Consider the following 21969-nt stretch of genomic DNA (forward strand, 5'->3'; position numbering starts at 1 on the left):
GGTCCGCTTCTGGCCTGTGTTCAGGTTGACTTAGCACGTTCATTTCCTTGACGTCACCGCGACATTGAGATTTCAGCGTTGCAGCAGACGCATACCGGAAACACCTAGCCGCCATTGGTTCAGAATTGCTTTACCGATGTTCCCTTTTAGCCACCGCACCTTTGGTTCCTTATTCTGCCCAGCTCTGCCAAGACCTGCCTCAAAATCGCTGTAAATACAGGCGATAACAAAATGAAAATAAAACAGAATTTCAAAAAACACCGAGAGCAACTTCAAGCGCAGTCGCGGGTATTCAGAATCTCTTGCGCCCCATTTCCAACTCTTATAGGTGGCTGCAAAACTGGTTCATCACCCATGGAGTTCAAAGATGAAAGCTGGCGTAAAACTGCCCGACGTGACCTTTAAAACCCGCGTACGCGACGAAGCCATTGAGGGTCCAAACCCCTTTCGTTGGGAAGACAAGACCACTGCGGATTATTTTGCAGGCAAGCGCGTTGTGCTGTTCTCCCTGCCCGGCGCGTTCACGCCCACCTGCTCGACCTACCAGCTGCCCGGTTTTGAAAAGGGCTTTGGCGATTTTCAGGCCGAGGGCATTGATGCCATCTACTGCATGTCGGTGAACGACAGCTTTGTGATGAACAAATGGGCCGAATCGCAGGAACTGGAAAACGTCGGCGTGATTCCAGATGGCTCTGGCGAGTTCACCCGCAAAATGGGAATGCTTGTCGCCAAGGACAACCTGGGCTTTGGCGCCCGGTCCTGGCGCTATGCTGCCATCGTGGACGATGGTGTTGTTGAGGCCTGGTTTGAAGAGCCGGGCCTGTCGGACAACCACGGCGAAGACCCCTATGGCGTCTCTTCCCCGGAAACCCTGATGACGCATCTTCAGGGCGCAACAGCCGCCATTTCTGCCTAAGAAAAGCAGGCAGCAGCAGCTGTTAGCTTAGTAAAGACCGGGCGCGCCACTGGCGGGCCCGTAGTCGCTTTGAGCCTGCGATAATATGGCCTGTCCCGTTTGGCGCGCCACCTGTGCCAGATCCGCAAAACACCCCCCCCCATTGGTGCTTGCGCGCCGGACCAGGCCAATACGACGCTGCGGCTCTGGCGTGCTAAACCGCTGCACACATAGCCCTTTTGCAGCCCCACATTCCGAGGCTGCCGCCAGTTCCGGCATCAAAGTCAAACCAAAACCCGCAGCCACGAGATGCGACAGGGTGGCCAGAGAGCCCGCTCCCATGTTGATCCCTGCAGACGTGCGCGCGACACCGCAGACCGCCAGCGCCTGATCGGTCAGACAATGGCCATCCTCCAGCAACATCAACTGATCTGCCTGCAGATCTTTTGGGCTGACATGCGGCTGCCCGGCATTGACCTGCGCCAGGCGCTTGGCCGACCCGGCAAGAAGAAACCGATCCGCAAACAGCTCTTGCTCAAACAATCCGGGCACCCCGCTGGGCAACGCCATGATCGCCACATCCAAAGCGCCACTTTGCAAAGACTCAAGCAATTGCTCGGTTCTGGCTTCGCGCACCTGAATATTCATCTGAAGATCATGGGCACGCAGATCTGCCAACAGGCCCGGCAGCATAGGGGGCTATGGTTGGGATAACTCCAAGCGACAGGTTTCGTTGGCCACTGTCCTGATCACGGGCAAGCCGGTCCAGTGTTTCGGCTGCCTGCAAGATCTGTTCACTCTGGGCCAGAACCTCGCGCCCCAGCGGTGTGAGAAGCACATCCCGCGCCCGGCGCTCAACCAAAGTGCCGCCCATCAGGTCTTCCAGGGTTTTAATCTGAACAGACAGGGCGGGCTGCGAGATATGGCTTGCCTCCGCGGCGCGGCCAAAGTTGCGATGCAGGCAGAGCGCTTTGAAATAGCCAAGTTGGCGCAGGGTGAATTTCATAACCTCTCCCTATCACACACCCGCATATCTTCAAGATGTCCTTATTGAGGCTACCTTTATTCAGGATGCACGTGTTGAGGCTGCCCCTCTTTAGACTGCATGTCTCGAACAGAGTTTTGCCTGTTGGCCAGGGACAGCAAACGCCAAGCAAGCCTTTAGCCGATCATCTGATTGTTATGTGCCGCATCACTGCTGGCGTCGAGCTGGTCGTAGAAGGATTTCAATTGCGACAGCGCAATGCGCAGGACAATTTTGCCCGAACGTGCGGACCATCCCAGCTGGCGCTCGGCCGCCTCCAGCCCCTCAAGGTGGCAACAACAGCGCAATGCAATGTCATTCAGCCCGGATCCAAGGGCCGCCATTGCAGCCGCGGCCCGCTTCTTTGCCGCGCTGGAGGCCGGGCTGGCACAGGGCGGCGGTTTGCGCCCACAGCGACCGGAGGTTGCAAAATAGGCCTGGTTCTGGGCCAGATGGTCGCCAATTTGCGCCAGCTCAAAATCCTCGCGCAGGCGCTTTCCCGCATCGACAAGATCCCGTTGCAAAAACGGCTCTCCGCTTTTGTCCAGCAAACGCGCCAGCGTATCCAATGGGGTTTCACCCAGACCATACCGGGAGCGCCGCTCCTTTGGTTTTTGGCGCCGACAAGGCAAAAAGCTGCTCTGCGCCTCGCCAAAGCCCTGCTCCAGTTTTGCCCGCGCCTGGTTTTCGCGCAGGGCCATCAACCGGCTGTAAACCGTGCGACCCGCAGGCGTAATGTGATAGCGCCGCAGGCGCCCGGATCTGGTACAACTGATCCACCCCAACAAGGCCAGAACGCCCGCCAGGCTTTGCTCAACGGCAAGCTTGCTCATCGCCCTATCACCTTCTCGCACGACCACGGCCTTTTCCATGCCCGCAGCAACCGCAAGGACAGCGCCGCTTTGGCACAGGCTTGCCAGGACCTCCAGCGCGGCAGCTTCAAGCATCGCGGCATCATCATAGAGAGGCGTTTTAGCGCCCGCATTGTCGCCAAAATGACCCGCTGCCAATTCACAAATCGCGCGGTCAATGAGGGGGTCATCACGACGATTTTCAACCCGTCGAACCTGCCGCAAAATCGTTGAAGGATGGCATTTCAAACCTCTTGCCAACTGGCGGATGGAACAGCCGCCTTCGGTGTGGTCGAGATAGTGCTGCACATCTTGAGGAACCCACTCTGGAAACGATTGTATGGACTGTCTTTGCATGACTGCTGATCTCCGGCCGTCAGTCAGGTCAACAATCCACAAGCCGCCCCCATGGTTACCCACAGAGTCGAATAGTTTACCCGCCTGATTTTGAACAGAACTTTGAGTTATCCATCATTGTTTCCAAATTTTCATCAATCAACAGGCAATAGACCGTTCGCCGAACCGCCTCTGCGGGCAACACTCGTTAAAGTTGTGGTAGGGCAAAGAGCACACGAAACGCCAAAAGGGGCATTCCCATGCAGGATGTAATGAGCCGTCTGAAAACTCTTCACCGCCCAAGGCTTCTGGTTCGCACAGCCAGAATAGGAGCCGCCGCTTACAGCCGACAGCGTGATCTGCGCAGAATACTGGGGTTTGGCGCAGATCGAAAACCAACCGCTACGATTTTGCGACTGCTGGAGCTGGAGCAGGAGGTTAATCTGCAGCGTCTTACGGGGGACGCGGGCTATATCCTGACACGACATATCGAAATATTGATCGCGCTGATGGGAGAAGCCAACATTCTGGCGGCGTCGCTCAAAACGCAGTTCAGCGGCGCGTCAAATCTGAATGCGGCGCTTCAGGGCGACGTCATAAATGGGGCGGCAACCAAATCAGCTGCCGCCCGACCTCTCTCGCCTTAGGCGAGACCGACCTCGCCTTAAGCGAGAGCAAATGGGTCATGAGCTGGACCGTAAATTTTACATGAAAGCGTCTGGGCTCGCGCTTTTCTTCTCAGCGACATAGGCTTCCAATGCCTCTCTGATCGCGGGATCCAGCGGTGGGGCCTGATAGTTGGACAACAGATACTCCACACGGTTGCTGGCCAGCGCATAGGTATCGCGTGCGCCTTCCTCTTCCCATGTTTCAAACGGCTTATAGTCAAACAGGTCGGACTTCCAGAACGCTGTCTTGAAGTTTGCCTGCGTATGCGCACAGCCGAGATAGTGCCCACCGGGGCCTACTTCACGGATCGCACCCATTGCCTGGTCGTCTTCACTGATCGGCACACCTTTGGCCAGACCATGCAGTGTGCCAAGCTGATCCGCATCCATGACGAATTTCTCAAAGTCCGCCACCAGACCGCCTTCGAGCCAGCCGCAGGAATGCAGCATAAAGTTCACACCGGACAGCAGCCCCATGTTGAGGGAGTTTGCCGTCTCATAGGCGGCCTGCGCATCGGGCAATTTCGAGCCACAGAACGAGCCTGCCGAGCGGAATGGCAGGTTCATCCGGCGTGCCAGCTGGCCTGCACCATAGGTGACCAGCGAGGCCTCGGGGGTACCAAAGGTCGGCGCACCAGAGTTCATGTCGATTGACGAGACAAAAGCACCAAAGATCGCAGGTGCGCCCGGGCGGACCAGCTGGCTATAGGCAACCCCGGCCATGACCTCGGCCAGAACCTGTGTCAGCGTGCCCGCCACCGAGACCGGCGCCATGGCACCGCCAACAATGAAGGGTGAGATGATGCAGGCCTGATTGTTGGCCGCGTAGACCTCTAGTGAGCCCATCATTACATCGTCAAAAGTCATAGGCGAATTGATGTTCGTCAGCGAGGTCATCACAGTATTGTTCTGCACAAACTCTTTGCCGAACAGAATTTCGCACATCTCGACCGAATCCTGTGCCCGGCTTGGCTCTGTCACAGAGCCCATGAAAGGCTTGTCCGACAGGGTCATATGCGCCAGCAACATGTCCAGATGCCGCTTGTTCACCGGGATATCGGTTGGCTCGCACACGGTGCCACCGGAATGGTGCAGCCATTTGGACATATAGGCCAGTTTCACGAACTTGTTAAAGTCTTCCATGGTGGCATAGCGGCGTCCCCCCTTGGCATCGCGCACAAAGGGCGGGCCATAAACGGGTGCCAGCACCATGTTATTGCCCCCAATCACCACCGATTTTTCGGGGTTGCGGGCGTGTTGGGTAAACTCGCTTGGCGCTGTGGCGCAGAGTTTGCGGGCCAGACCCGCGGGGAATACGCACGCGTTCTCCCTGAACATCAGCCCCGGCATCCCGCCAGCGCTGCAGCGCCTCTGGATTGTCGACAAAATTGACGCCAACCTCTTCGAGGATGATGTCTGCGTTGGCCTCGATGACCTCCAGCGCCTCCTGCGTCAGCACCTCGTAGTTCGGTATGTTGCGCTGGATGTATTTTGCGGTCTCGATCTTGATGCTGGTACGTTCTGCGCGGCGGGCGGCGCCACCGCCACCTCGGCTGCGACGACGTGGTGCTTCTTCGGCCATAGTCTTCCCTCTTGAAGGAATTGCGTTGAGTGACTTTTAGCTCGCCCGCCGCAATCACCGCCGAAGGATAACGGCCAATCCGGTTGGAAAGCGACATATCAGCTGTATTTTTGGGCCCAGATCCATCACCGGTGTCCCACCCCCCTTACCTGGCGTGTCGCACCGCAACCTGCAGCAGGGTTGTCAATTTGCGACCAATATTTGCGACCAATATCCGGGCGCGTAGGCGCCCTGGAAAATCAGCGCAGGCATTTTTTCGTCCTCGCCTCGCTTCAGGCCCATCTGTCCTCTTGCCAGAACCCTGCGCAGGCCCTATGAGCCAAACATGAGCCAGACATCCCATGACCGCCTTCTTATCATAGACTTTGGCAGCCAGGTTACGCAGCTTATTGCGCGCCGCCTGCGTGAGCTGAACGTCTATTGCGAAATTCACCCCTACCAGAACGTCACAATGGATTTTGTGCGCCAGTTGGCGCCCAAGGCCGTGAGATCTTTTCTGGTGGCCCAGACAGCGTGACCCGCGAGGGCAGCCCGCGCGTTCCCCAGGAAATTTTTGACTACGGCGTGCCGATCCTCGGCATCTGCTACGGCCAGCAGGTGATGATGCATCAGCTCGGCGGTCAGGTCGAAAGTGGCCACGGCACCGCCGAATTTGGCCGCGCCTATGTCAAGCCAACCGTGGACAGCCTGCCGCTGCTTGCGGGCTGGTTCCAGGACGATGAAGACCGCGAACAGGTCTGGATGTCCCACGGCGACCACGTCAGCAAAATCGCCCCCGGTTTTGAGGTCTACGGCACCTCGCCCAATGCGCCCTATGCCATCACAGCAGATGTCAGCCGCAATTTTTACGCGGTGCAGTTCCATCCGGAGGTGCACCACACCCCCAATGGCGCCAAACTCTATGAGAACTTTGTGCGTCTTGCTGGCTTTAGCGGCGACTGGACCATGGGGCTGTACCGCGAGCAGGCGATTGCCGCGATTCGCGAACAGGTGGGCGATAAGCAGGTGATCTGCGGCCTTTCCGGCGGTGTGGACAGCTCGGTTACGGCCGTGCTGCTACACGAAGCCATTGGCGATCAGCTGACCTGCGTTTTTGTTGATCACGGGCTGTTGCGCAAAGGTGAGGCGGAAGAGGTCGTCACCATGTTCCGCGACAACTACAACATGCAGTTCATTCACGCCGACGAGCAGGATCTGTTCCTTGGAGAGCTGGACGGGCAATCTGATCCCGAAACCAAGCGCAAGATCATCGGTAAGCTGTTCATCGATGTGTTTCAGAAACACGCCAACTCGATTGCGGGCGCCGAGTTCCTCGCACAGGGCACCTTGTATCCTGATATTATTGAATCTGTTAGCTTTTCTGGCGGACCTTCTGTCACCATCAAAAGCCACCACAACGTCGGCGGCCTGCCCGAAAAGATGGGTCTCAACTGGTTGAGCCGCTGCGCGAGCTGTTCAAGGATGAGGTGCGCGAACTGGGGCGCGAGCTGGGTCTGCCTGCAAGCTTTATTGGCCGTCACCCCTTCCCTGGTCCTGGTCTTGCGATCCGCTGCCCCGGTGAGATCACCCGTGAAAAGCTCGCGATTTTGCGCGAAGCCGATGCGGTCTACATCGACCAGATCCGCAAACATGGCCTTTATGACGAGATCTGGCAGGCCTTTGTGGCCATCCTGCCGGTGCGCACCGTGGGCGTGATGGGCGATGGGCGGACCTATGATTTTGCCTGCGCGCTGCGCGCGGTCACCTCGGTAGATGGCATGACAGCAGACTACTACCCCTTTACGCATGAGTTCCTGGGCGAAACCGCAACCCGGATCATCAACGAGGTGAAGGGCATCAACCGCTGCACCTATGACATCACCTCCAAGCCTCCGGGCACCATTGAATGGGAATAGTCTGCGCAGGCTGAAACAGAAAAAACCGGTCGGGTCTCGGCCGGTTTTTTTGTGTCTCGAGCCAGAACGGCAACAAACGTCAGATCCGACCTAAGGGAATTGTTAAAATTCCTCAGTTAACCAAGGAGGTGAGACCGCTGAGACCATGGATCTGTGCAGACTGACACCAGCCCGTAAGGGCGTAACAGGCAGCACAATTAAGACATGCTCGGCTAACTAGATGGAAACACATGCGCCAAACCTCAGCGATCTTTTAAAGAGGTGCTGGGGACAACTTGGGAAGCTGTTCAACACGAACCAGATGATTTTCACACTGACGGCAGGCCGCTCCGGCAGCGGCTGGCTCTCGAAATTCATTGCAGCCAACCTTGATATTACCAGTGTCCATGAGCCTCTGGAAATTGATGATATAGACGTCAGGATGCCGAGCATCAAAGTTTTGCGAAGCTTTAATACCCGCGGCATGGATTCGGTGGTGCGTGACTTCTGGCAGCGTAAACTGAAGACTTTGCCTGAAAATGCCCCCTACTGTGAAACCAATCACACCTTGGGCAAATGCGGCCTGATCGAAACCCTGGCCGAACAGCCCAATGCGGATGAATACACCATTATCGTATTGAAGCGAAACCTGGCAAAGCAATGCGCAAGCTACATAAACCGCAACGATTTCTCAAATATCCTCATGTGGTGGCAGTGGTTTCTTGCGCCCGACTACCCCAATATCATAGTGCCTTCAGAAACCCTACGTCCCCTTGGCGCGATTGGGCTGGCAGTCTGGTACACCCTGGAAATGGAAAGCAGGCAGTGCTACTATCAGCGGGTCTATGGAGATCGGTTGCGCTTTGTGGAGGTCCAGCTCGAAGAGGCCGTCACCGCTGAAGGGGCGGCGCGGCTGTTGTCGGATCTCGGCTACGACCAGGAGCATATCCTGCCGCCCAAATACAATGCCTCGGCCCAGCCATCCAACGACCAGATGGTCGCAAAAATCGGCGACATGATTGCCAACAGCGGGTTTGACCCGGACGCCACCGTCTCTGCCTACCTGGAGGCTAATCACAGTCTTTCGATGCAAGATACCAGACTGGCTTCTTGAAAATACTGGCCTCGTGAATACTGGCCTCGTGAATGCTGGCCTCATGAATACCGGCGCATGCGCTTGACCTTCCCATGAATTTACCACCTTGTGCTCTTCAAGAACGTGGGAAGGTCCGAGATGCACAATCAACCTACCGAAATAGGCAAAGCCGCTTTATGGATGACCGGGGCGATCGTGTCCTTTTCCTCTATGGCTATTGCCGGGCGCGAAGCAGGGCACGCGCTCGACACCTTTGAGATCATGACCTACCGCAGCCTGGTCGGACTGATCATTGTCGTCTGCCTGATCTCTTTTACCGGCAAATGGGGCTCGGTCAAAACAAATCGCCTTGGCAGTCATCTGATCCGAAACCTCGCCCATTTTACCGGCCAAAACCTGTGGTTCTATGCCGTCACACTGAGCCCTCTGGCGCAGGTCTTTGCCCTGGAATTCACCTCGCCGCTTTGGGTCATGGTGTTGTCACCGCTGCTGTTGGGAGAACGGCTCACCCGGATACGCGGCATCGCGGCCCTGTTGGGGTTTGCAGGCATCCTGATCGTCGCACGTCCCTCGCCTGACAGCCTTAACGCCGGGGTTATAACCGCCGCCAGCTGTGCGATTTTCTTTGCTCTCACGGTGATTTTCACAAAACGGCTGACCCGACATGACGGCATCGCGTCGATCCTGTTCTGGCTGACCTCGATGCAACTGGTGCTGGGGCTGATCATGGCGGGATGGGACGCAGACATGACGCTGCCCACGCTACAACCCTGCCCTGGATTTTGCTCATCGGGGTTGCTGGGCTGGCGGCGCATTTCTGCTTTTCCAATGCGCTGTCGATTGCCCCGGCCACCGTGGTGGTTCCTTTTGATTTTGCGCGCCTTCCGGTCATCGCCCTGCTGGCAATGATCCTGTATGATGAGGCAGTTGTGGTCTGGATCTTTGTCGGGGCGGCGCTGATCTTTGCCGCCAACTACCTCAATATCCTTGAGGCCGCAGGCCGCATTGGCGCGATGAAACAACGCCGGAGCTGATGACCACTGCGTGAAAGTAGAATTGACCAAATTGCCCTGCGGGATTAGCTAGGCCAGACAAAAAATGGAAAGGCCGGGGCATGCTCTATAAATCCGCACAAGACTGGCGCGATGCGCCGCAAAAACGCGTTTTGTTCTTTGGCATGTCTGGCCTTGGCAAGACCTATGTCAGCAATATCCTGCGCGGTGCCGGCAGCTGGTTTCATTACTCCGTCGACTACCGGATCGGCACCCGCTACATGGGTGAATACATTGCTGACAACGCAAAAGCAGAAGCCATGAAGAACCCGTTTCTGCGTGATCTGCTGCTGTCAGATTCGATCTACATCGGCTCCAACATCACCTTTGAAAACCTGACGCCAGTCTCGTCTTACCTGGGCAAACCGGGTAACCCTGACGCAGGCGGCCTGGCGATGGACGAGTACCGTCGCCGTCAGGACCAGTTCCGTCAGGCCGAAGAGCGCGCGTTGCTGGATACCGAGTATTTTGCCGATCGCGCCCATCGGCTCTATGGCTATCCGCATTTCATTTGTGACAGTGGTGGGTCGATCTGCGAATGGGTTGACCCCGAAGATCCCGAGGATCAAATTCTCACGGAGCTGTCACAGCAATGTCTGATGATCTGGATCAAGGGCGATGAGGCCCATACCGAAGAGCTGATCCGCCGCTTTGACCGCGCGCCCAAACCCATGTCCTACCAACCAGAGTTTCTTGACCGCGTTTGGGAAGACTATCTAAACCAAATGGGCGTATCCGAGGGGGATGTTGATCCCGACGCCTTTATTCGCTGGACCTACGCACAGGCGCTGGCACATCGCCAACCTCGTTATGCGGCAATGGCCCAAAACTGGGGCATCACCGTGACTGCGGACCAGATCTCGGGTGTCAAAACCGAAGCTGATTTCAACAGCTTGATCGCCCAAACCCTTGAGGCCCAGAGTTAATCCACCTATCTCTGCCTCTCCTGACCCTGTAATTCATCCCATTGAGGCCCTGACATGCCCATCAAGATCCCTTCTGACCTGCCCGCCTATGACGTTCTGACGAACGAAGGCGTCATGGTCATGTCGCCGGATCAGGCTGCGCGTCAGGACATTCGCCCGCTGCGCATCGGATTGCTCAATCTGATGCCAAAGAAAATTCAGACCGAGAACCAGTTTGCCCGTCTGATTGGCGCGACCCCTTTGCAGATTGAGCTTTCGCTGATCCGCATGACCGAGCACCAGACCCGCAACACTGCCGCCGAACATATGGAAGAATTCTATCACTCCTTTCAGGAGGTGAAGGACCAGAAGTTTGACGGCTTGTTGATCACAGGTGCGCCGATTGAACGTATGCCTTTTGAAGAGGTCACCTACTGGCAGGAGCTTTGCGAAGTTTTTGACTGGACCCAGACCAACGTGCAGTCGACATTTGGTGTCTGCTGGGGCGGTATGGCCATGATCAACTACTTCAATGGCGTGCGCAAACACATGCTGGAACACAAAGCCTTTGGCTGCTTCCGGCATCAGAACCTGGCGCCGGCCTCGCAGTTTCTGCGGGGGTTTTCCGATGACTGCGTCATTCCGGTATCGCGCTGGACCGAGATCCGCCAGGATGAAATCGACGCACGCCCAGGCCTCACGACGCTGTTGGGCAGCACAGAGGCTGGTCCCTGCCTGGTGCAGGATCCGGCCCACCGCGCGCTCTATATTTTCAACCACTTTGAATATGACAGCGACACCCTAAAGCAGGAATACGATCGCGACATCGCCAATGGCACCGAAATCAATGTGCCGCAAAACTACTATCCAGACGACGACCCAAGCCGCGTGCCTCAGAACCGCTGGCGCAGCCATGCGCATCTGCTTTATGGTAATTGGATCAACGACATCTACCAGTCGACGCCCTATGACATGGATGATATTGGCAAACAGACCTAGGCGTTTTTGTCGCCGCCCTTTGACCGCTGCTAAAGCCCTGCCCTTGGATTTCTGGCAGCGATGGCTGGACGCGGAAATTTGCGCAAAAGCGAGTCACATCTTTCACAGCAATGCCCTATAAAGGGTTGAGGACAGGAGGGTTTTGACCATGAAACTGCCATTTGACGGCGCCATCAGCAGCTATTTCAAAACCGAGGCTCCGGCGCATGTGAGAAAGCTCATCAAGCGCAGCGACAAAGACGATATCCTGGGCAAAGACTATCCCTATGACGCGCGCATGGGCCGCAAAGACTATGAAAAGGAACTGGCGCGCCTGCAGATCGAACTGGTCAAACTGCAAGCCTGGGTCAAGGCGTCCGGAACCCGTATCGCGCTTGTCTTTGAAGGGCGCGATGCCGCAGGTAAAGGCGGCACAATCAAGCGGTTTCGCGAAAACCTCAATCCACGTGGTGCCCGGACTGTGGCGCTGGCGAAACCCTCTGATGCCGAACAGAGCCAATGGTATTTCCAGCGCTATATCAATCATCTGCCCGCAGGGGGTGAGATCACCTTCTTTGATCGCAGCTGGTACAACCGCGGTGTGGTAGAACATGTCTTTGGCTTTTGCAGCCCCGCGCAGCGCGAACACTTCTTTCACCAACCTGGTGGCTTTGAGGACGCGCTGGTGGATGATGGCATCCTGCTGTTCAAATTCTGGCTCAACGTCAGTCGTCCCGAACAATTGCGCCGCTTTTTGGCACGTGAAAGCGACCCGTTAAAGCAATGGAAGTTGAGCCCGATCGACGTCAAAGGTCTGGCCAGGTGGGATGACTACTCGGACGCAATTCACGAGACCCTGACCCGAAGCCATAGTGATCTGGCGCCTTGGCGCGTGATCCGTTCAGACGACAAACGCCGGGCGCGTCTGGCTGCAATCCGCACCGTGCTGCATGGGGTCGACTACAAAAACAAAGACAAAAAGGCCATTGGCCCGCTGGACCCATTGATCTGCGCCGGACCGGATATTTGGGATGCCTAAACGCGGCTACCATCACGGCAACCTGCGCCAGGCTCTGGTGGAGGCGGCTCTGAGTCTGATCGAGCTCAAGGGCCGCACCGGCTTTACGCTCTCAGAGGCGGCCAAACGCGCTGGTGTCACCCCGGCGGCGGTCTATCGCCATTTTGAAGGCCGTGAGGATCTGATTGCCGAATGCGCCCGGCAGGGGTTCTTGATGTTTGCCGACCTGATGCAACATGCCTATGACAAATACCAGCCCTCGGCCCTGGCCGCGTTTGAGGCAACAGGGCGGGCCTATCTGGCCTTTGCCCGCAAGAATCCCGGCCATTACATCTCGATGTTTGAGAGCGGCATCTCCAGCAATCGCACCCCCGATCTGGCCAATGCGGCCCATCGTGCCCGCGCAATCCTTGAACGTGCCGCCGAAGATCTGAGCCAGCACATCCCGGCCGACAAACGCCCGCCGGCTTCGATGTTCTCGGCCCATATTCTGGCGATGAGCCACGGTGTCGTCGAGTTATATGCCCGAAATACCCCCGGCGCGACCTCGCCGTTTCCACCAGAGGAATTGCTGGAGACCGGAATTGGCATCTACCTGCGCGGGCTGGGGCTGATTGATCCGGACTAGGTCCTGCTGTGATCGCCAGCCGCCGCTGCGCAGATTGACAGCTTTGGTTTTGAAAATCAGGCTTTCGCTATTTGGGCAGGAAATCAGCAAGACGCCGTCGTCTTCCATGCTGTCAGACACGCCCAGCAGGAATTTTTTAGGATAGGGTACGTGTTCCAGAACATCGTGGGCGACAGGGGCGCTAATACAGGGGGTGGCCCGAACAATCAGCTCTATTGAACCCCTTGATATCCAGCCCTTCACAGAGCGGACAACCGTCATAATCATGCCTGTCGGACATCTTGTCACCTTTTCTCGAATGAAACCGCGCATGGCAGTCTTTGGGACAATCCGGCATTTTTATTAAAGAATATTGGTACTCTCACCCTTCCCTAGGACGAAAACCGAAAAACAACCCATTGGCCGTAAATTTATGCCTCCCGAAAATAGCGGCCGACAAATATACGGGCCACTGCGAAGGCATTGCAGCAGGCTTTTGGCTTTTGATTGCACGGGCCCTGAAAACACAAAAAAGGGCCCGCGCTGTGCGAACCCTTTTGTCTTTGATCTGAAGCGGTAAAATTAACGCTTGGAGAACTGGAAGGAACGACGCGCTTTGCGGCGGCCAAACTTCTTACGTTCAACAACACGGCTGTCGCGTGTCAGGAAGCCGGCGGCTTTCAGAGCGCCACGCAGGGAGGGATCATAAAGCTGCAGAGCTTTTGAAACACCATGCTTGACCGCACCGGCCTGACCGGAAAGACCGCCACCTTTTACGGTTGCGAAAACGTCGAATTGATCCTCGACACCAGCAACAGTGAACGGCTGACGCAGAATCATCTGCAGAACCGGACGGGCAAAATAGGCTTTCATTTCCTTGCCGTTGACCACAACCTTGCCGGAGCCTGGCTTGATCCAGACGCGGGCAACCGCATCTTTACGCTTACCAGTGGCATAGGAACGACCCAGCGCGTCACGCACTGGCTCACGGAGAACGATCTCTTCGGCGGCAACGTCTACGCCAGCAACGGCGCTCAGTTCTTCGAGAGTGTTGATCTGATCAGTCATCTATATCAGCTCCGCGTATTTTTCTTGTTCATGGACTTTACGTCCAGAACTTCGGGCGCCTGGGCTTCATGCCCGTGCTCGGTGCCTGCATAGATGCGCAGGTTGGTCATCTGCTGACGCGACAGGCGGTTGCCTGGCAGCATGCGCTTAACAGCCTGATAGACAACACGCTCGGGGTGCTTGCCTTCCAGGATTTCCTGTTTGGAGCGCGATTTGGTGCCACCGGGGTGACCGGTGTGCCAGTAGAAGGGCTCTTCGCGCTTCTTGCCGGTCATCTGGATCTTGTCAGCATTGACCACGATGACGTTGTCACCCATGTCCATATGCGGCGTGAATGTTGCTTTGTGCTTACCGCGCAAGCGCATAGCAATAATCGATGCGAGACGGCCCAGCACCACGCCTTCGGCGTCGATGATGATCCATTTCTTGTCGATATCTGCTGGTGTAGCAGAGAAGGTTTTCATGGCAGGTCTATCCTGTTTATCGTGGCGACGCAGGACAGAGGTCCAACGCCCGAATTTGATGTGAGGGATCTACGGGGTTCCATGCGCCTGGTCAACACAGGTATTCAAGTTTTAAATCAACAAAAACAGTGCGTTATGAATTAGGTATAATAATACCCCACAGTATCCGCTACCTGCCAGTTCCGTTCGTGGCATTTCCGCACTGGAGGCCCGGTAAAACTGCACGCCTAAATTGCTGGCCTGCAGAAATCGCGTAGACAAGTGAAAAACAACCTAAAAGGCTACACCTTGAAACTGACTACCCTAAAGATTTTGCCCCTTGCTCTGCTTTTGTCAGCTTGCATGGAGGGAGCTCCGATCAAACAGCCCCCTGTCACAGCCACCCTCAAAAACCAAACCAGCGCCAGCAGGGTCGTTGGCTACACGGAACCCGTCGTTCGCACGTTTGTGCCAAAAGAGCTGACAGAAGCGCAAAAACAGCAGTACCTGGCGAACCCGAATTCGCAACCACAGGGGGCCAATCGTACCGAAGTTTCTGGTGCCACCTGCGCAATAGACACGGCTGAGTTCTCGGCGCAGTTCCGCACGCCTGCCATTGTCCGCCTCCCCAAATTCCACGGCAAACCCTCAAAGCTTCGGATGACCTGCAAAACACCGGAGCTTTTGACACATTTCACCCACAACCCGATGCTTGACGGGGTTGTTGTTGGCGGTGCCTCAATTGCCGGGCTTGTTGCCGCCGCTGTGACAGCAGGGATTGCCGCCAGCAAAGACAACTGGTCCTACAGCGCGGACGACATCATCGTTTGGGTCAACCTGAAAGACTAGAGCCAATTCAACACTACGCCCTTCCTTTCAACAGGAAGGGCGTAAATGACCACAGATCGCACGCTGATCACACGCTGATCTGTTCCGGGGGGTTGTCCAATAGAGCCCGCAGGCGCAGCATGGCGGCCTCAAACCGCTTTATGGTGACATGGCCATTCACCGCAATGCGCACAGCATTGGGCGCCCGCCCGTCCCGCAGCGCAAACTCATCAGAGGATCTGATCTGCACCCCCTCAGCCTCGGCTGCGCGGGTAAAGGCGGCAGAGCGCCAACCTGCCGGCAGGTTCAGCCACAGGAAAGGCACCTGATCGTTCCAGACCAGATCAAAGCCCCCAAGGGCATTCACAGCGACGCGCACATATTTTGCCATCTCCTGGCGCACCGCCAAAGCCAACTGTCTGGTCCGCGGATCAGACAGCAGGATGCGGGTCATTTCTGCCAGGGGCGGTGCGAGGCCAAAGTAGCTGTATTCCGCCGCCCGGCGTAAATCCTGCGCCCGGCCCTTTGGCGCCAAAGCAAATCCCAGACGCAACGCAGGGGTCAGGTTCTTGGAGATCGAGAGCACATGCCATGTCATGTCCGGTGCCAGCGCCCGGTAGCTTGGGGCACCTGCCTCTCCCATGCGATAGCAGTCGTCCTCAAGGATTTGAACCCCGTGGCGACGCGCCACGGCGACGATCTCTTTGCGCCGGTGCAGCGGCGTAAACAGCCCGGTGGGATTGTGCACTTCGGGACTGGTACAAAGCACCTGCGCGCCGGTTTTGCGAATAGCCAGCTCCAGCGAGGCCGGTACAATGCCGTGCTCATCCATGGCGACGCCGACAACCTTGGCCCGCAGCAACTCTGCGGCGCGGCGGAAGCCGGCATAGGAGAGGTCCTCAACCAGGATCACCGGTTGCGGATCCCGCAAAACCGTTTGCAGCACCGTCAGAATACCGTTCTGCCCCCCATGGGTCAAAACCACTTCAGCCTCATTGAGCGCTCCCAGAGGCTGATCCGCCAGCCAGTCAACAACGGCCTGCCGCAGAGGCAAAAAGGCATCACGGGTTGGGTAGTTCAAAAACATCATAGGGTCGCCTTCTGCGACCATCTCCAGCGCCTCACGGACGGCAGCGACCTGACCAACATCAACCATACGCGGGCTGAACAGGCTGACATGGTGCGGGTCTTTTTCTTCTTTCAGGTGCAGTTGGCGAGACCAGACATCATCCATCACCTGGCTTTGCTTTTCAGCGACAAAGGTGCCGCGCCCAACTTCTGCCTGCAGCAAGCCTTCATCGGGTAAGGATCGTATAGGCGCGCGCAACCGTGCCCGGCGTAATCTGCAGCTGATAGGCCAGTTCTCGCACCGGAGGCAGCTTTGCGCCGCAGCTCAGAACCCCCTCAGAAACCGCTGTACGAATGGTATCCGAAACCCGCTGGTATTTCGGTCCCGATTTCCCACCAAGGTCTGGCGACCAAATTGTACCCATTACAATCCATCCTTAGACAGCATCAATATGCCATTGTATCAAAATACCAGTAACAGACAATCAGGATTGTATCAACACAATAAAAGGACAACGACCATGACTTCTCCTGCAACTCACAGCCACTCACAGATGTCTTACCTCAGCAACCGCGCGCCTCTGCCGGTGCTGGCGCAGGCGGCAGTTGCTTTTGCAGTCCTGGTCACCAAGTGGTCCAACCGCCAACGCTCACGTAAACAGCTGCGCCATCTCAGCGCAGAGCAGCTAAAAGATATTGGGCTCTCCCGCCAAGACGCTCATTATCAAAGTACTCTTCCGTTCTGGCGCCCTTGATCCCCTGGGCAATAGAACCAACTTATGGCCGGGGCATGTCCCCGGCCCTTTTTATTGCAGCCCTGTCTCATTGGGGCGCGCTCAGCGCAAATTTGCCCGCTGGGGCCCTTTTCAGCGCCTGCATGCAGGCCTGAGGCTGCGTCGGTGTCTGGCCGTTGCCTGGAAGATGTCTGGCCGCTGCCGCGCAAAATGTGACTCAATCCTTAAAGATTTCACTTGATCGAATCTGCCACCCTGCTAGATGCGCCTGACTTTCGGTACCGATCCCAACCTCGAATCCTTATTCGGGGGGGCGCTAAGGACCGGCTGGATTTCAATCTACTGGAACGAAGGGGAGTGTCATGACGGACGCCAACCTCTTCCAACTGGGGATCGGTCTGGAGACTGGCGCCCAAGAGGAAGACATCAGCCGCGGGGTTAATCCCGCGCAACTCAACGCGATTGCAGACGCAGATCGCGAGGACCATTTCATCCGCCGCGATGGTAAGGTGTTTGCCGGCACCCATCTGATCATCGAAGTGATGAAGGGCACTGGTCTGGACTGCGAACCCGCATTCAGAACGCCTTTCGCAAATCGGTTGAGGTCTGCGGCGCCACCCTGCTGCATATCCACACCCACAAGTTCTCACCTCAGGGTGTGTCCGGCGTGGCCGTGCTGGCCGAGAGCCATATCTCGGTGCACACCTGGCCCGAGATCGGCTACGGCGCTTTTGACGTCTTTATGTGCGGCGATGCCGACCCCTGGAAGGCTGTTGATGTGCTGAAAGAGGCCTTTGACACCTCCCAGGTCGAGGTGCGTGAACTGTTGCGCGGCGAGGCCCTGATCGCCAAGGAGGTCGCAGCATGAGCGAGACAAAACCCGAAACCTGGGTCACAGAACGCCTGCACGACCACTATGCCCAGTCCCTGCGCGCGGATGCGGTGCTCTCTGACAGCATGACAGAGCACCAGCGTCTGAAAGTGCTGCAAAATGGCACCTTTGGCCGCATTCTGACGCTGGATGATGTGGTGCAGACCACCGAGGGCGACAACTTTATCTACCACGAGATGATGACCCATGTGCCCATTCTGGCCCATGGCGCCGCCAAACGCGTGCTGATCATTGGCGGCGGCGATGGTGGCATGGCCCGCGAGGCCCTGCACCATGCCTCGGTCGATCATGTCACCATGGTCGAAATTGACGCCGGTGTGGTGGATTTCTCCAAAGAATACCTGCCCATGCTGAGCCAGGGCGCCTTTGACGATCGGCGTCTCAATCTGGTGATTGCAGATGGCGCTGCCTTCATGCGCGAAACGGACGAGAAATTCGACGTGATCATCGTTGACTCGACTGACCCGATTGGTCCGGGAGAAGTGCTGTTCACCGATACTTTTTATGGCCATGCCGCGCGGGCGCTTACCGCGAAAGGCATTATCGCCACCCAAAATGGTGTGCCCTTCATGCAGGGCGATGAGCTGACCGGAACGCTGCGTGCCTTTCAGGCGCTGTTTACGGATGCCAGCTGCTATCTGGCCACGATCCCCACCTATGCCGGTGGCCCCATGGCCTTTGGTTGGGGCAGCCACAGCCCAGAACCACGGGCGGTCGCCCTGGACGTGCTGCAAGCGCGGTTCGCCGAGGCCGGCCTTGTAACAGAGTATTACACGCCCGAGGTTCACAAAGCGGCCTTTGCGCTGCCGGGTTATGTGAAAAAGCTGTTCCCCTAAGCCGTAATTTGCGCGGTCAAAATTTGGCGGAGCAAAGTTTCACACGATACAAACAAAGGGGCCTGCGGGCCCCTTTTGCGATACTGGTTGCGATACTGGTTACGATACTGGTTGCGATACTGGCACGCGCAGCAATCAAAGCGCCCTAATGGCGGATCACGCGCGAATTGCGCAGGCCCCAGTCGGTGAACAAATCAGCCATGATCGTCCCGGTGCCCTGCTCGATTGACAGCGGGCTGATTGCCTCTGCGCCTTGCTGGCCAAACACCACCACCTCATCGGCAATGGCCGCATCAGCGAGTTGCGTCACATCCACCACGATCGTATTCATCGAAATCTTGCCCATCACCGGACACCTCTGGCCCCGGATCAGGACGTCTGCCCCCGCTGCCAGCTGGCGACAATAGCCATTGGCATAGCCCAGAGAGACGCTGGCCAGCGTGCTGTCGCGCCGCAGGGTGGTGGTTCGGTCATAGCCAATTGTACTGCCTTTGGGGTAGCATCCCAGGCTTGTCACCCGTGACTTCAACGCAAGCGTGCTCTGAAAGCCGGGCTCTGAGCCCGCAATGCCATAGAGGATCGCCCCGCAGCGCATCATATCGGTCTGGGGATCCAGTCCCGAGGTCAGCGTCAGGGTGCTTCCGGCATGCACCATGACATCCTGCCGGCGCAGCGTGCTATTGGCAAAAATCCAGCCAAGATCGCTGTGAAACCGGGCAATGCTTGTCGCCAGCTCGTCGGGGTGATTAGACGCAAAATGTGTGCAAAGCCCGCTCAGGCGCGCACCGGCCAGCTCCAGCATCCGCACACAGGCCGCCCGGCCCTGCGCGGTCGACAGCTCCAGCCCGTCGCGCGACATCCCGTCAGCATTGAGCGACAGATGCAAACGCGGCAGCGCTTGGCGACCCAGCTGCGCAATCAGGGCCTGCAATCCGTCTTCTGTGCCGACCATCTCCTCGACACCCTGATCCAGCGCATCGCTCACCTCTGCGGGCGTGGCGGTCCGCAGCCGCAGCAGCGCGCCCGTAAATCCCGCCTTTCGCACCGCGCGGGCGTCAGAGTTTGAAGAAATCCCAATGTGACCAATGCCCTGCGAGATCAAAAGTGGGACAATGTTTTTTATGCCATGGCCATAGGCGTCGGCCTTGACAACGGCGCCCAGCCGGGTCTTTGGCGGCAGCAGTGCCAGAGCATTGCGCAGATTTTGCGACACAGCCGACAGCGACACCTCGCACCAGGCACTCTGATAGGGCTGATCAGCCATTGCATGCGGCCTGTGGTACGGCTGGGGTAATCTCAACAGGTTCCAGCAGGATCTGGTTTATCACCGCAAGAAACAGCGAGACCCCAACCGGGGTCACAGCGTCAGGAAAGTCAAAGTTGGGATTGTGCAGCTGTGGCTGGGCTTCTCCGGATCCGATGAACAGCATCGCGGATTTGGCGCCCGCAAGGCCGAAGCGGCCAAAATCCTCGGACCAGCGCATGGGGCTGTCCATCTCGTATTGCGCCAAACCCAGCTGTGTTGCCGCGCGGCTGGCTATCTCTATGGCATCGGCATCATTCACAGTCGCCAGAAACACCTCATGCCAGGACAGCTCGGCAACAGGCGCCTCCTTTGTCTCGCCTGCAGAGGTATCCAGAGCCTGCGCCAGCTGCGCTTTGGCCTGCTGCACCATAAGGTCCATCCGCATATCGGTCTGGCTGCGCAGGGTGACACGCAGCTCGCCATCACCCGGTGCGATGCCAAAGCTCGCCTCTCCCAGTTGGGCATGGGTCAGAGTTGCCAGCGCAAAATCCTCATCCATCACACCGCCGCCACCTAGCGCAGGCAGCGTCTGCATCAAGCGCGCCATCACATCGGCTGGCGACACACCGTCTTCGGGGGCTGCCGCATGTGAGGTTTTGCCCGCAAGGCTGATCTTCATCCCGCGCGACGCGCAATTGCTCGTCCCGCTGCGCAGGCCAATTTCCCCCAACGGGCGCCCCGGAACATTATGATAGGCAAAGGCATAGTCAGGCCGGATCTCGGGCCAGCGCGGATCACCGATCACGGCCTCCGCCCCGGCTCCTGTCTCCTCGGCCGGCTGAAACAACAAAATCACTCGCCCGGTTGCAGGTCGCGCCTTTAGGGCCAGCGCAACCCCCAGCACCATCACCATATGGCCATCATGACCGCAAAGATGGCCCTTGCCGTCAATCCGGGAGCGGTGCGGTGCCTCTGAGATCTCATGGATCGGCAGGCCGTCAAGCTCACAGCGGATCATCACCACCGGCCCTCCTGTCTGCCTACCCGCAAATTCTGCAGCAACCCCGTGTCCGCCAAGCCCGGTCCAGATCCGGTCTGCCCCAGCGCGCTCCAGTTCCTGCGCGATCCGGGCCGCCGTTTGCGCCTCTTCACCGGACACCTCTGGCATTTGATGCAGCTCTTGGCGCAGAGTGCAAAGATAGGCAAACTGGTCGTCAGTGAGGGCGGATGTCATAGCAGGATCTTTCCTATGCGTTTCAGGGGGCCAAAGGTCAAATTTCGGACTGATACCCCGTCAGACAGCGGGTCAGGTTTTCCCCTAGACTGTCGCACAGATAGCCGCCCTCCTGAACAAACAGCACCGGAATTTTCAGGCCAGCCAGCGCCGCGCCAACCTCAAAGAACCCCTCCTTTGTCACCGCAAGCCCCTGAAAGGGATCATCAATAGAGGCGTCCAGCCCCAGTGCCACCACCAGCACATCTGCGCCATACAGCGCGACACGCTCCAGGGCCACATCAAGCGCCTTAAGGAAGCCCGCATCATCGGTGCCGCGCACCAGTGGCAGGTTCAGATTGTAGCCGAGCCCCCGCCCCTCGCCGCGCTCCTGGGCGTGGCCCCAAAAGAACGGATAAAACCGGTCGGGATCCGCATGCATCGACACGGTCAACACGTCGTCGCGGCCATAGAATATCCCCTGGGTGCCATTGCCGTGGTGCACATCCACATCAACAATTGCAGGGCGCAATCCGGCCGCGCGCAGCCGCTCGGCGGCGATGGCCGAATTGTTGAGAAAGCAAAAGCCGCCCGCCATATCGGCAAAGGCGTGATGACCGGGTGGGCGGGCCAGCACATAGGCCGACCGGGTGCCGCCGAGCAAAAGGTCCGCGCCGGAAATCGCCGACTGGGCCGACCAATAGGAGGCCTCCCAGGTGCCCTGCGCAATTGGGCAGGCGGTATCCGCCTGATGG

The 21969-nt window shown here is 57.5% G+C and carries 20 protein-coding genes and 5 pseudogenes; 14 read left to right on the forward strand and 11 right to left on the reverse strand.

Translation table 11 applies throughout. The features are described 5' to 3' along the window. Nucleotides 1-72: 72 nt before the first annotated feature. Nucleotides 73-261, reverse strand: a complete 189-nt coding sequence (locus B4968_RS06235) for a hypothetical protein (RefSeq protein WP_083097531.1) — start codon at nucleotides 259-261, stop codon at nucleotides 73-75. 106 nt (nucleotides 262-367) lie between these two features. On the opposite strand from B4968_RS06235, the gene B4968_RS06240 reads away from it, so the two are divergent. Then, nucleotides 368-916, forward strand: coding sequence for a peroxiredoxin (locus tag B4968_RS06240; RefSeq protein WP_083097533.1), 549 nt, complete (start codon nucleotides 368-370; stop codon nucleotides 914-916). A 27-nt stretch (nucleotides 917-943) separates the two neighbouring features. Here the strand turns inward: B4968_RS06240 and B4968_RS06245 are convergent, their stop codons facing one another. From B4968_RS06245 to B4968_RS25620, 3 genes are all read right to left on the reverse strand, one after another. Then, nucleotides 944-1573, reverse strand: coding sequence for a hydrogen peroxide-inducible genes activator (locus tag B4968_RS06245; RefSeq protein WP_338153219.1), 630 nt, complete (start codon nucleotides 1571-1573; stop codon nucleotides 944-946). Then, nucleotides 1551-1901 carry a LysR family transcriptional regulator gene (locus tag B4968_RS25615; protein ID WP_338153220.1) on the reverse strand — a complete coding sequence of 117 codons (351 nt, stop codon included), beginning with the start codon at nucleotides 1899-1901 and terminating at the stop codon, nucleotides 1551-1553. The genes B4968_RS06245 and B4968_RS25615 overlap by 23 nt, the downstream gene beginning before the upstream one ends. Before the next feature lie 155 nt (nucleotides 1902-2056). Further along, on the reverse strand, nucleotides 2057-2752 hold the full coding sequence (locus B4968_RS25620) for a DUF6456 domain-containing protein (protein WP_338153221.1): 696 nt from the start codon (nucleotides 2750-2752) through the stop codon (nucleotides 2057-2059). Here B4968_RS25620 and B4968_RS25625 point away from each other — a divergent pair. Together B4968_RS25625 and B4968_RS06255 are read left to right on the forward strand one after the other, a co-directional pair. After that, nucleotides 2729-3004: a hypothetical protein gene (locus tag B4968_RS25625; protein ID WP_338153222.1), complete on the forward strand. Its 276-nt coding sequence runs from the start codon at nucleotides 2729-2731 to the stop codon at nucleotides 3002-3004. The genes B4968_RS25620 and B4968_RS25625 overlap by 24 nt on opposite strands. Nucleotides 3005-3366: 362 nt before the next feature. Then, on the forward strand, nucleotides 3367-3753 hold the full coding sequence (locus tag B4968_RS06255) for a DUF6477 family protein (protein WP_241525600.1): 387 nt from the start codon (nucleotides 3367-3369) through the stop codon (nucleotides 3751-3753). A 57-nt stretch (nucleotides 3754-3810) separates the two neighbouring features. Here B4968_RS06255 and B4968_RS06260 read toward each other — a convergent pair. Further along, nucleotides 3811-5356, reverse strand: a pseudogene (locus B4968_RS06260) (trimethylamine methyltransferase family protein). Between the two features lie 325 nt (nucleotides 5357-5681). On the opposite strand from B4968_RS06260, the pseudogene guaA reads away from it, so the two are divergent. The 7 genes and pseudogenes from guaA to B4968_RS06295 all read left to right on the forward strand — a co-directional run bounded on the left by guaA (nucleotide 5682) and on the right by B4968_RS06295 (nucleotide 12907). Beyond that, nucleotides 5682-7251 (forward strand): annotated as a pseudogene (gene guaA, locus B4968_RS06265) (glutamine-hydrolyzing GMP synthase). Between the two features lie 220 nt (nucleotides 7252-7471). Continuing rightward, the gene (locus B4968_RS06270) at nucleotides 7472-8344 is read left to right on the forward strand and encodes a hypothetical protein (protein ID WP_241525601.1); all 873 of its coding nucleotides are present in this window, start codon (nucleotides 7472-7474) and stop codon (nucleotides 8342-8344) included. 120 nt (nucleotides 8345-8464) lie between these two features. Then, nucleotides 8465-9360: pseudogene (locus B4968_RS06275) on the forward strand (DMT family transporter). Between the two features lie 80 nt (nucleotides 9361-9440). Then, on the forward strand, nucleotides 9441-10304 hold the full coding sequence (locus tag B4968_RS06280) for an ATPase (protein WP_083097537.1): 864 nt from the start codon (nucleotides 9441-9443) through the stop codon (nucleotides 10302-10304). A 54-nt stretch (nucleotides 10305-10358) separates the two neighbouring features. Then, the gene (gene metA, locus B4968_RS06285) at nucleotides 10359-11282 is read left to right on the forward strand and encodes a homoserine O-acetyltransferase MetA (RefSeq protein WP_083097539.1); all 924 of its coding nucleotides are present in this window, start codon (nucleotides 10359-10361) and stop codon (nucleotides 11280-11282) included. A gap of 148 nt (nucleotides 11283-11430) precedes the next feature. After that, a complete protein-coding gene (ppk2, locus tag B4968_RS06290; protein WP_083097541.1) occupies nucleotides 11431-12300 on the forward strand; it encodes a polyphosphate kinase 2 in 870 nt (289 codons plus the stop codon). Then, nucleotides 12293-12907 carry a TetR/AcrR family transcriptional regulator gene (locus B4968_RS06295; RefSeq protein WP_083097543.1) on the forward strand — a complete coding sequence of 205 codons (615 nt, stop codon included), beginning with the start codon at nucleotides 12293-12295 and terminating at the stop codon, nucleotides 12905-12907. Before ppk2 ends, B4968_RS06295 begins: the two co-directional genes overlap by 8 nt. Before the next feature lie 561 nt (nucleotides 12908-13468). On the opposite strand, the gene rpsI is transcribed toward B4968_RS06295, so the two are convergent. Both rpsI and rplM read right to left on the reverse strand, forming a co-directional pair. Beyond that, complete coding sequence (rpsI, locus tag B4968_RS06300) at nucleotides 13469-13954, reverse strand: 30S ribosomal protein S9 (RefSeq protein WP_083097545.1); 486 nt, start codon at nucleotides 13952-13954, stop codon at nucleotides 13469-13471. 5 nt (nucleotides 13955-13959) lie between these two features. Then, nucleotides 13960-14418 carry a 50S ribosomal protein L13 gene (gene rplM / locus B4968_RS06305; RefSeq protein ID WP_083097547.1) on the reverse strand — a complete coding sequence of 153 codons (459 nt, stop codon included), beginning with the start codon at nucleotides 14416-14418 and terminating at the stop codon, nucleotides 13960-13962. Nucleotides 14419-14760: 342 nt separating this feature from the next. On the opposite strand from rplM, the gene B4968_RS06310 reads away from it, so the two are divergent. After that, nucleotides 14761-15246 carry a hypothetical protein gene (locus B4968_RS06310; RefSeq protein WP_139792614.1) on the forward strand — a complete coding sequence of 162 codons (486 nt, stop codon included), beginning with the start codon at nucleotides 14761-14763 and terminating at the stop codon, nucleotides 15244-15246. 67 nt (nucleotides 15247-15313) lie between these two features. On the opposite strand, the pseudogene B4968_RS06315 reads toward B4968_RS06310, so the two are convergent. Beyond that, nucleotides 15314-16718: pseudogene (locus B4968_RS06315) on the reverse strand (aminotransferase-like domain-containing protein). 96 nt (nucleotides 16719-16814) lie between these two features. On the opposite strand from B4968_RS06315, the gene B4968_RS06320 reads away from it, so the two are divergent. The 3 genes and pseudogenes from B4968_RS06320 to speE all read left to right on the forward strand — a co-directional run bounded on the left by B4968_RS06320 (nucleotide 16815) and on the right by speE (nucleotide 18755). Next, nucleotides 16815-17048, forward strand: a complete 234-nt coding sequence (locus tag B4968_RS06320) for a DUF1127 domain-containing protein (RefSeq protein ID WP_083097551.1) — start codon at nucleotides 16815-16817, stop codon at nucleotides 17046-17048. Between the two features lie 341 nt (nucleotides 17049-17389). Continuing rightward, nucleotides 17390-17895 (forward strand): annotated as a pseudogene (speD, locus tag B4968_RS25630) (adenosylmethionine decarboxylase). Continuing rightward, the gene (gene speE / locus B4968_RS06330; RefSeq protein WP_083097553.1) at nucleotides 17892-18755 is read left to right on the forward strand and encodes a polyamine aminopropyltransferase; all 864 of its coding nucleotides are present in this window, start codon (nucleotides 17892-17894) and stop codon (nucleotides 18753-18755) included. The pseudogene speD and the gene speE overlap by 4 nt, the downstream one beginning before the upstream one ends. A gap of 145 nt (nucleotides 18756-18900) precedes the next feature. Here the strand turns inward: speE and alr are convergent, their stop codons facing one another. From alr to B4968_RS06345, 3 genes are all read right to left on the reverse strand, one after another. After that, nucleotides 18901-20019: an alanine racemase gene (gene alr / locus B4968_RS06335; protein WP_083097555.1), complete on the reverse strand. Its 1119-nt coding sequence runs from the start codon at nucleotides 20017-20019 to the stop codon at nucleotides 18901-18903. After that, nucleotides 20012-21235: an amidohydrolase gene (locus B4968_RS06340; protein ID WP_083097557.1), complete on the reverse strand. Its 1224-nt coding sequence runs from the start codon at nucleotides 21233-21235 to the stop codon at nucleotides 20012-20014. The genes alr and B4968_RS06340 overlap by 8 nt, the downstream gene beginning before the upstream one ends. 37 nt (nucleotides 21236-21272) lie before the next feature. After that, on the reverse strand, nucleotides 21273-21969 hold a 697-nt coding region (locus B4968_RS06345), incomplete at its 5' end, for a histone deacetylase family protein (protein ID WP_083097559.1).

It is taken from the genome of Pseudophaeobacter leonis (assembly GCF_002087335.1).
Classification (GTDB): domain Bacteria; phylum Pseudomonadota; class Alphaproteobacteria; order Rhodobacterales; family Rhodobacteraceae; genus Pseudophaeobacter; species Pseudophaeobacter leonis.

Bases quoted from the DNA above. Each gene is read 5' to 3' on its own strand.
- B4968_RS06240 (WP_083097533.1), top strand. From the start codon at position 368: ATGAAAGCTGGCGTAAAACTGCCCGACGTGACCTTTAAAACCCGCGTA.
- B4968_RS25615 (WP_338153220.1), bottom strand. From the start codon at position 1,901: ATGAAATTCACCCTGCGCCAACTTGGCTATTTCAAAGCGCTCTGCCTG.
- B4968_RS25620 (WP_338153221.1), bottom strand. From the start codon at position 2,752: ATGAGCAAGCTTGCCGTTGAGCAAAGCCTGGCGGGCGTTCTGGCCTTG.
- B4968_RS06255 (WP_241525600.1), top strand. From the start codon at position 3,367: ATGCAGGATGTAATGAGCCGTCTGAAAACTCTTCACCGCCCAAGGCTT.
- B4968_RS06270 (WP_241525601.1), top strand. From the start codon at position 7,472: ATGGAAACACATGCGCCAAACCTCAGCGATCTTTTAAAGAGGTGCTGG.
- B4968_RS06280 (WP_083097537.1), top strand. From the start codon at position 9,441: ATGCTCTATAAATCCGCACAAGACTGGCGCGATGCGCCGCAAAAACGC.
- metA (WP_083097539.1), top strand. From the start codon at position 10,359: ATGCCCATCAAGATCCCTTCTGACCTGCCCGCCTATGACGTTCTGACG.
- ppk2 (WP_083097541.1), top strand. From the start codon at position 11,431: ATGAAACTGCCATTTGACGGCGCCATCAGCAGCTATTTCAAAACCGAG.
- B4968_RS06295 (WP_083097543.1), top strand. From the start codon at position 12,293: ATGCCTAAACGCGGCTACCATCACGGCAACCTGCGCCAGGCTCTGGTG.
- rpsI (WP_083097545.1), bottom strand. From the start codon at position 13,954: ATGACTGATCAGATCAACACTCTCGAAGAACTGAGCGCCGTTGCTGGC.
- rplM (WP_083097547.1), bottom strand. From the start codon at position 14,418: ATGAAAACCTTCTCTGCTACACCAGCAGATATCGACAAGAAATGGATC.
- B4968_RS06310 (WP_139792614.1), top strand. From the start codon at position 14,761: ATGGAGGGAGCTCCGATCAAACAGCCCCCTGTCACAGCCACCCTCAAA.
- B4968_RS06320 (WP_083097551.1), top strand. From the start codon at position 16,815: ATGACTTCTCCTGCAACTCACAGCCACTCACAGATGTCTTACCTCAGC.
- speE (WP_083097553.1), top strand. From the start codon at position 17,892: ATGAGCGAGACAAAACCCGAAACCTGGGTCACAGAACGCCTGCACGAC.
- alr (WP_083097555.1), bottom strand. From the start codon at position 20,019: ATGGCTGATCAGCCCTATCAGAGTGCCTGGTGCGAGGTGTCGCTGTCG.
- B4968_RS06340 (WP_083097557.1), bottom strand. From the start codon at position 21,235: ATGACATCCGCCCTCACTGACGACCAGTTTGCCTATCTTTGCACTCTG.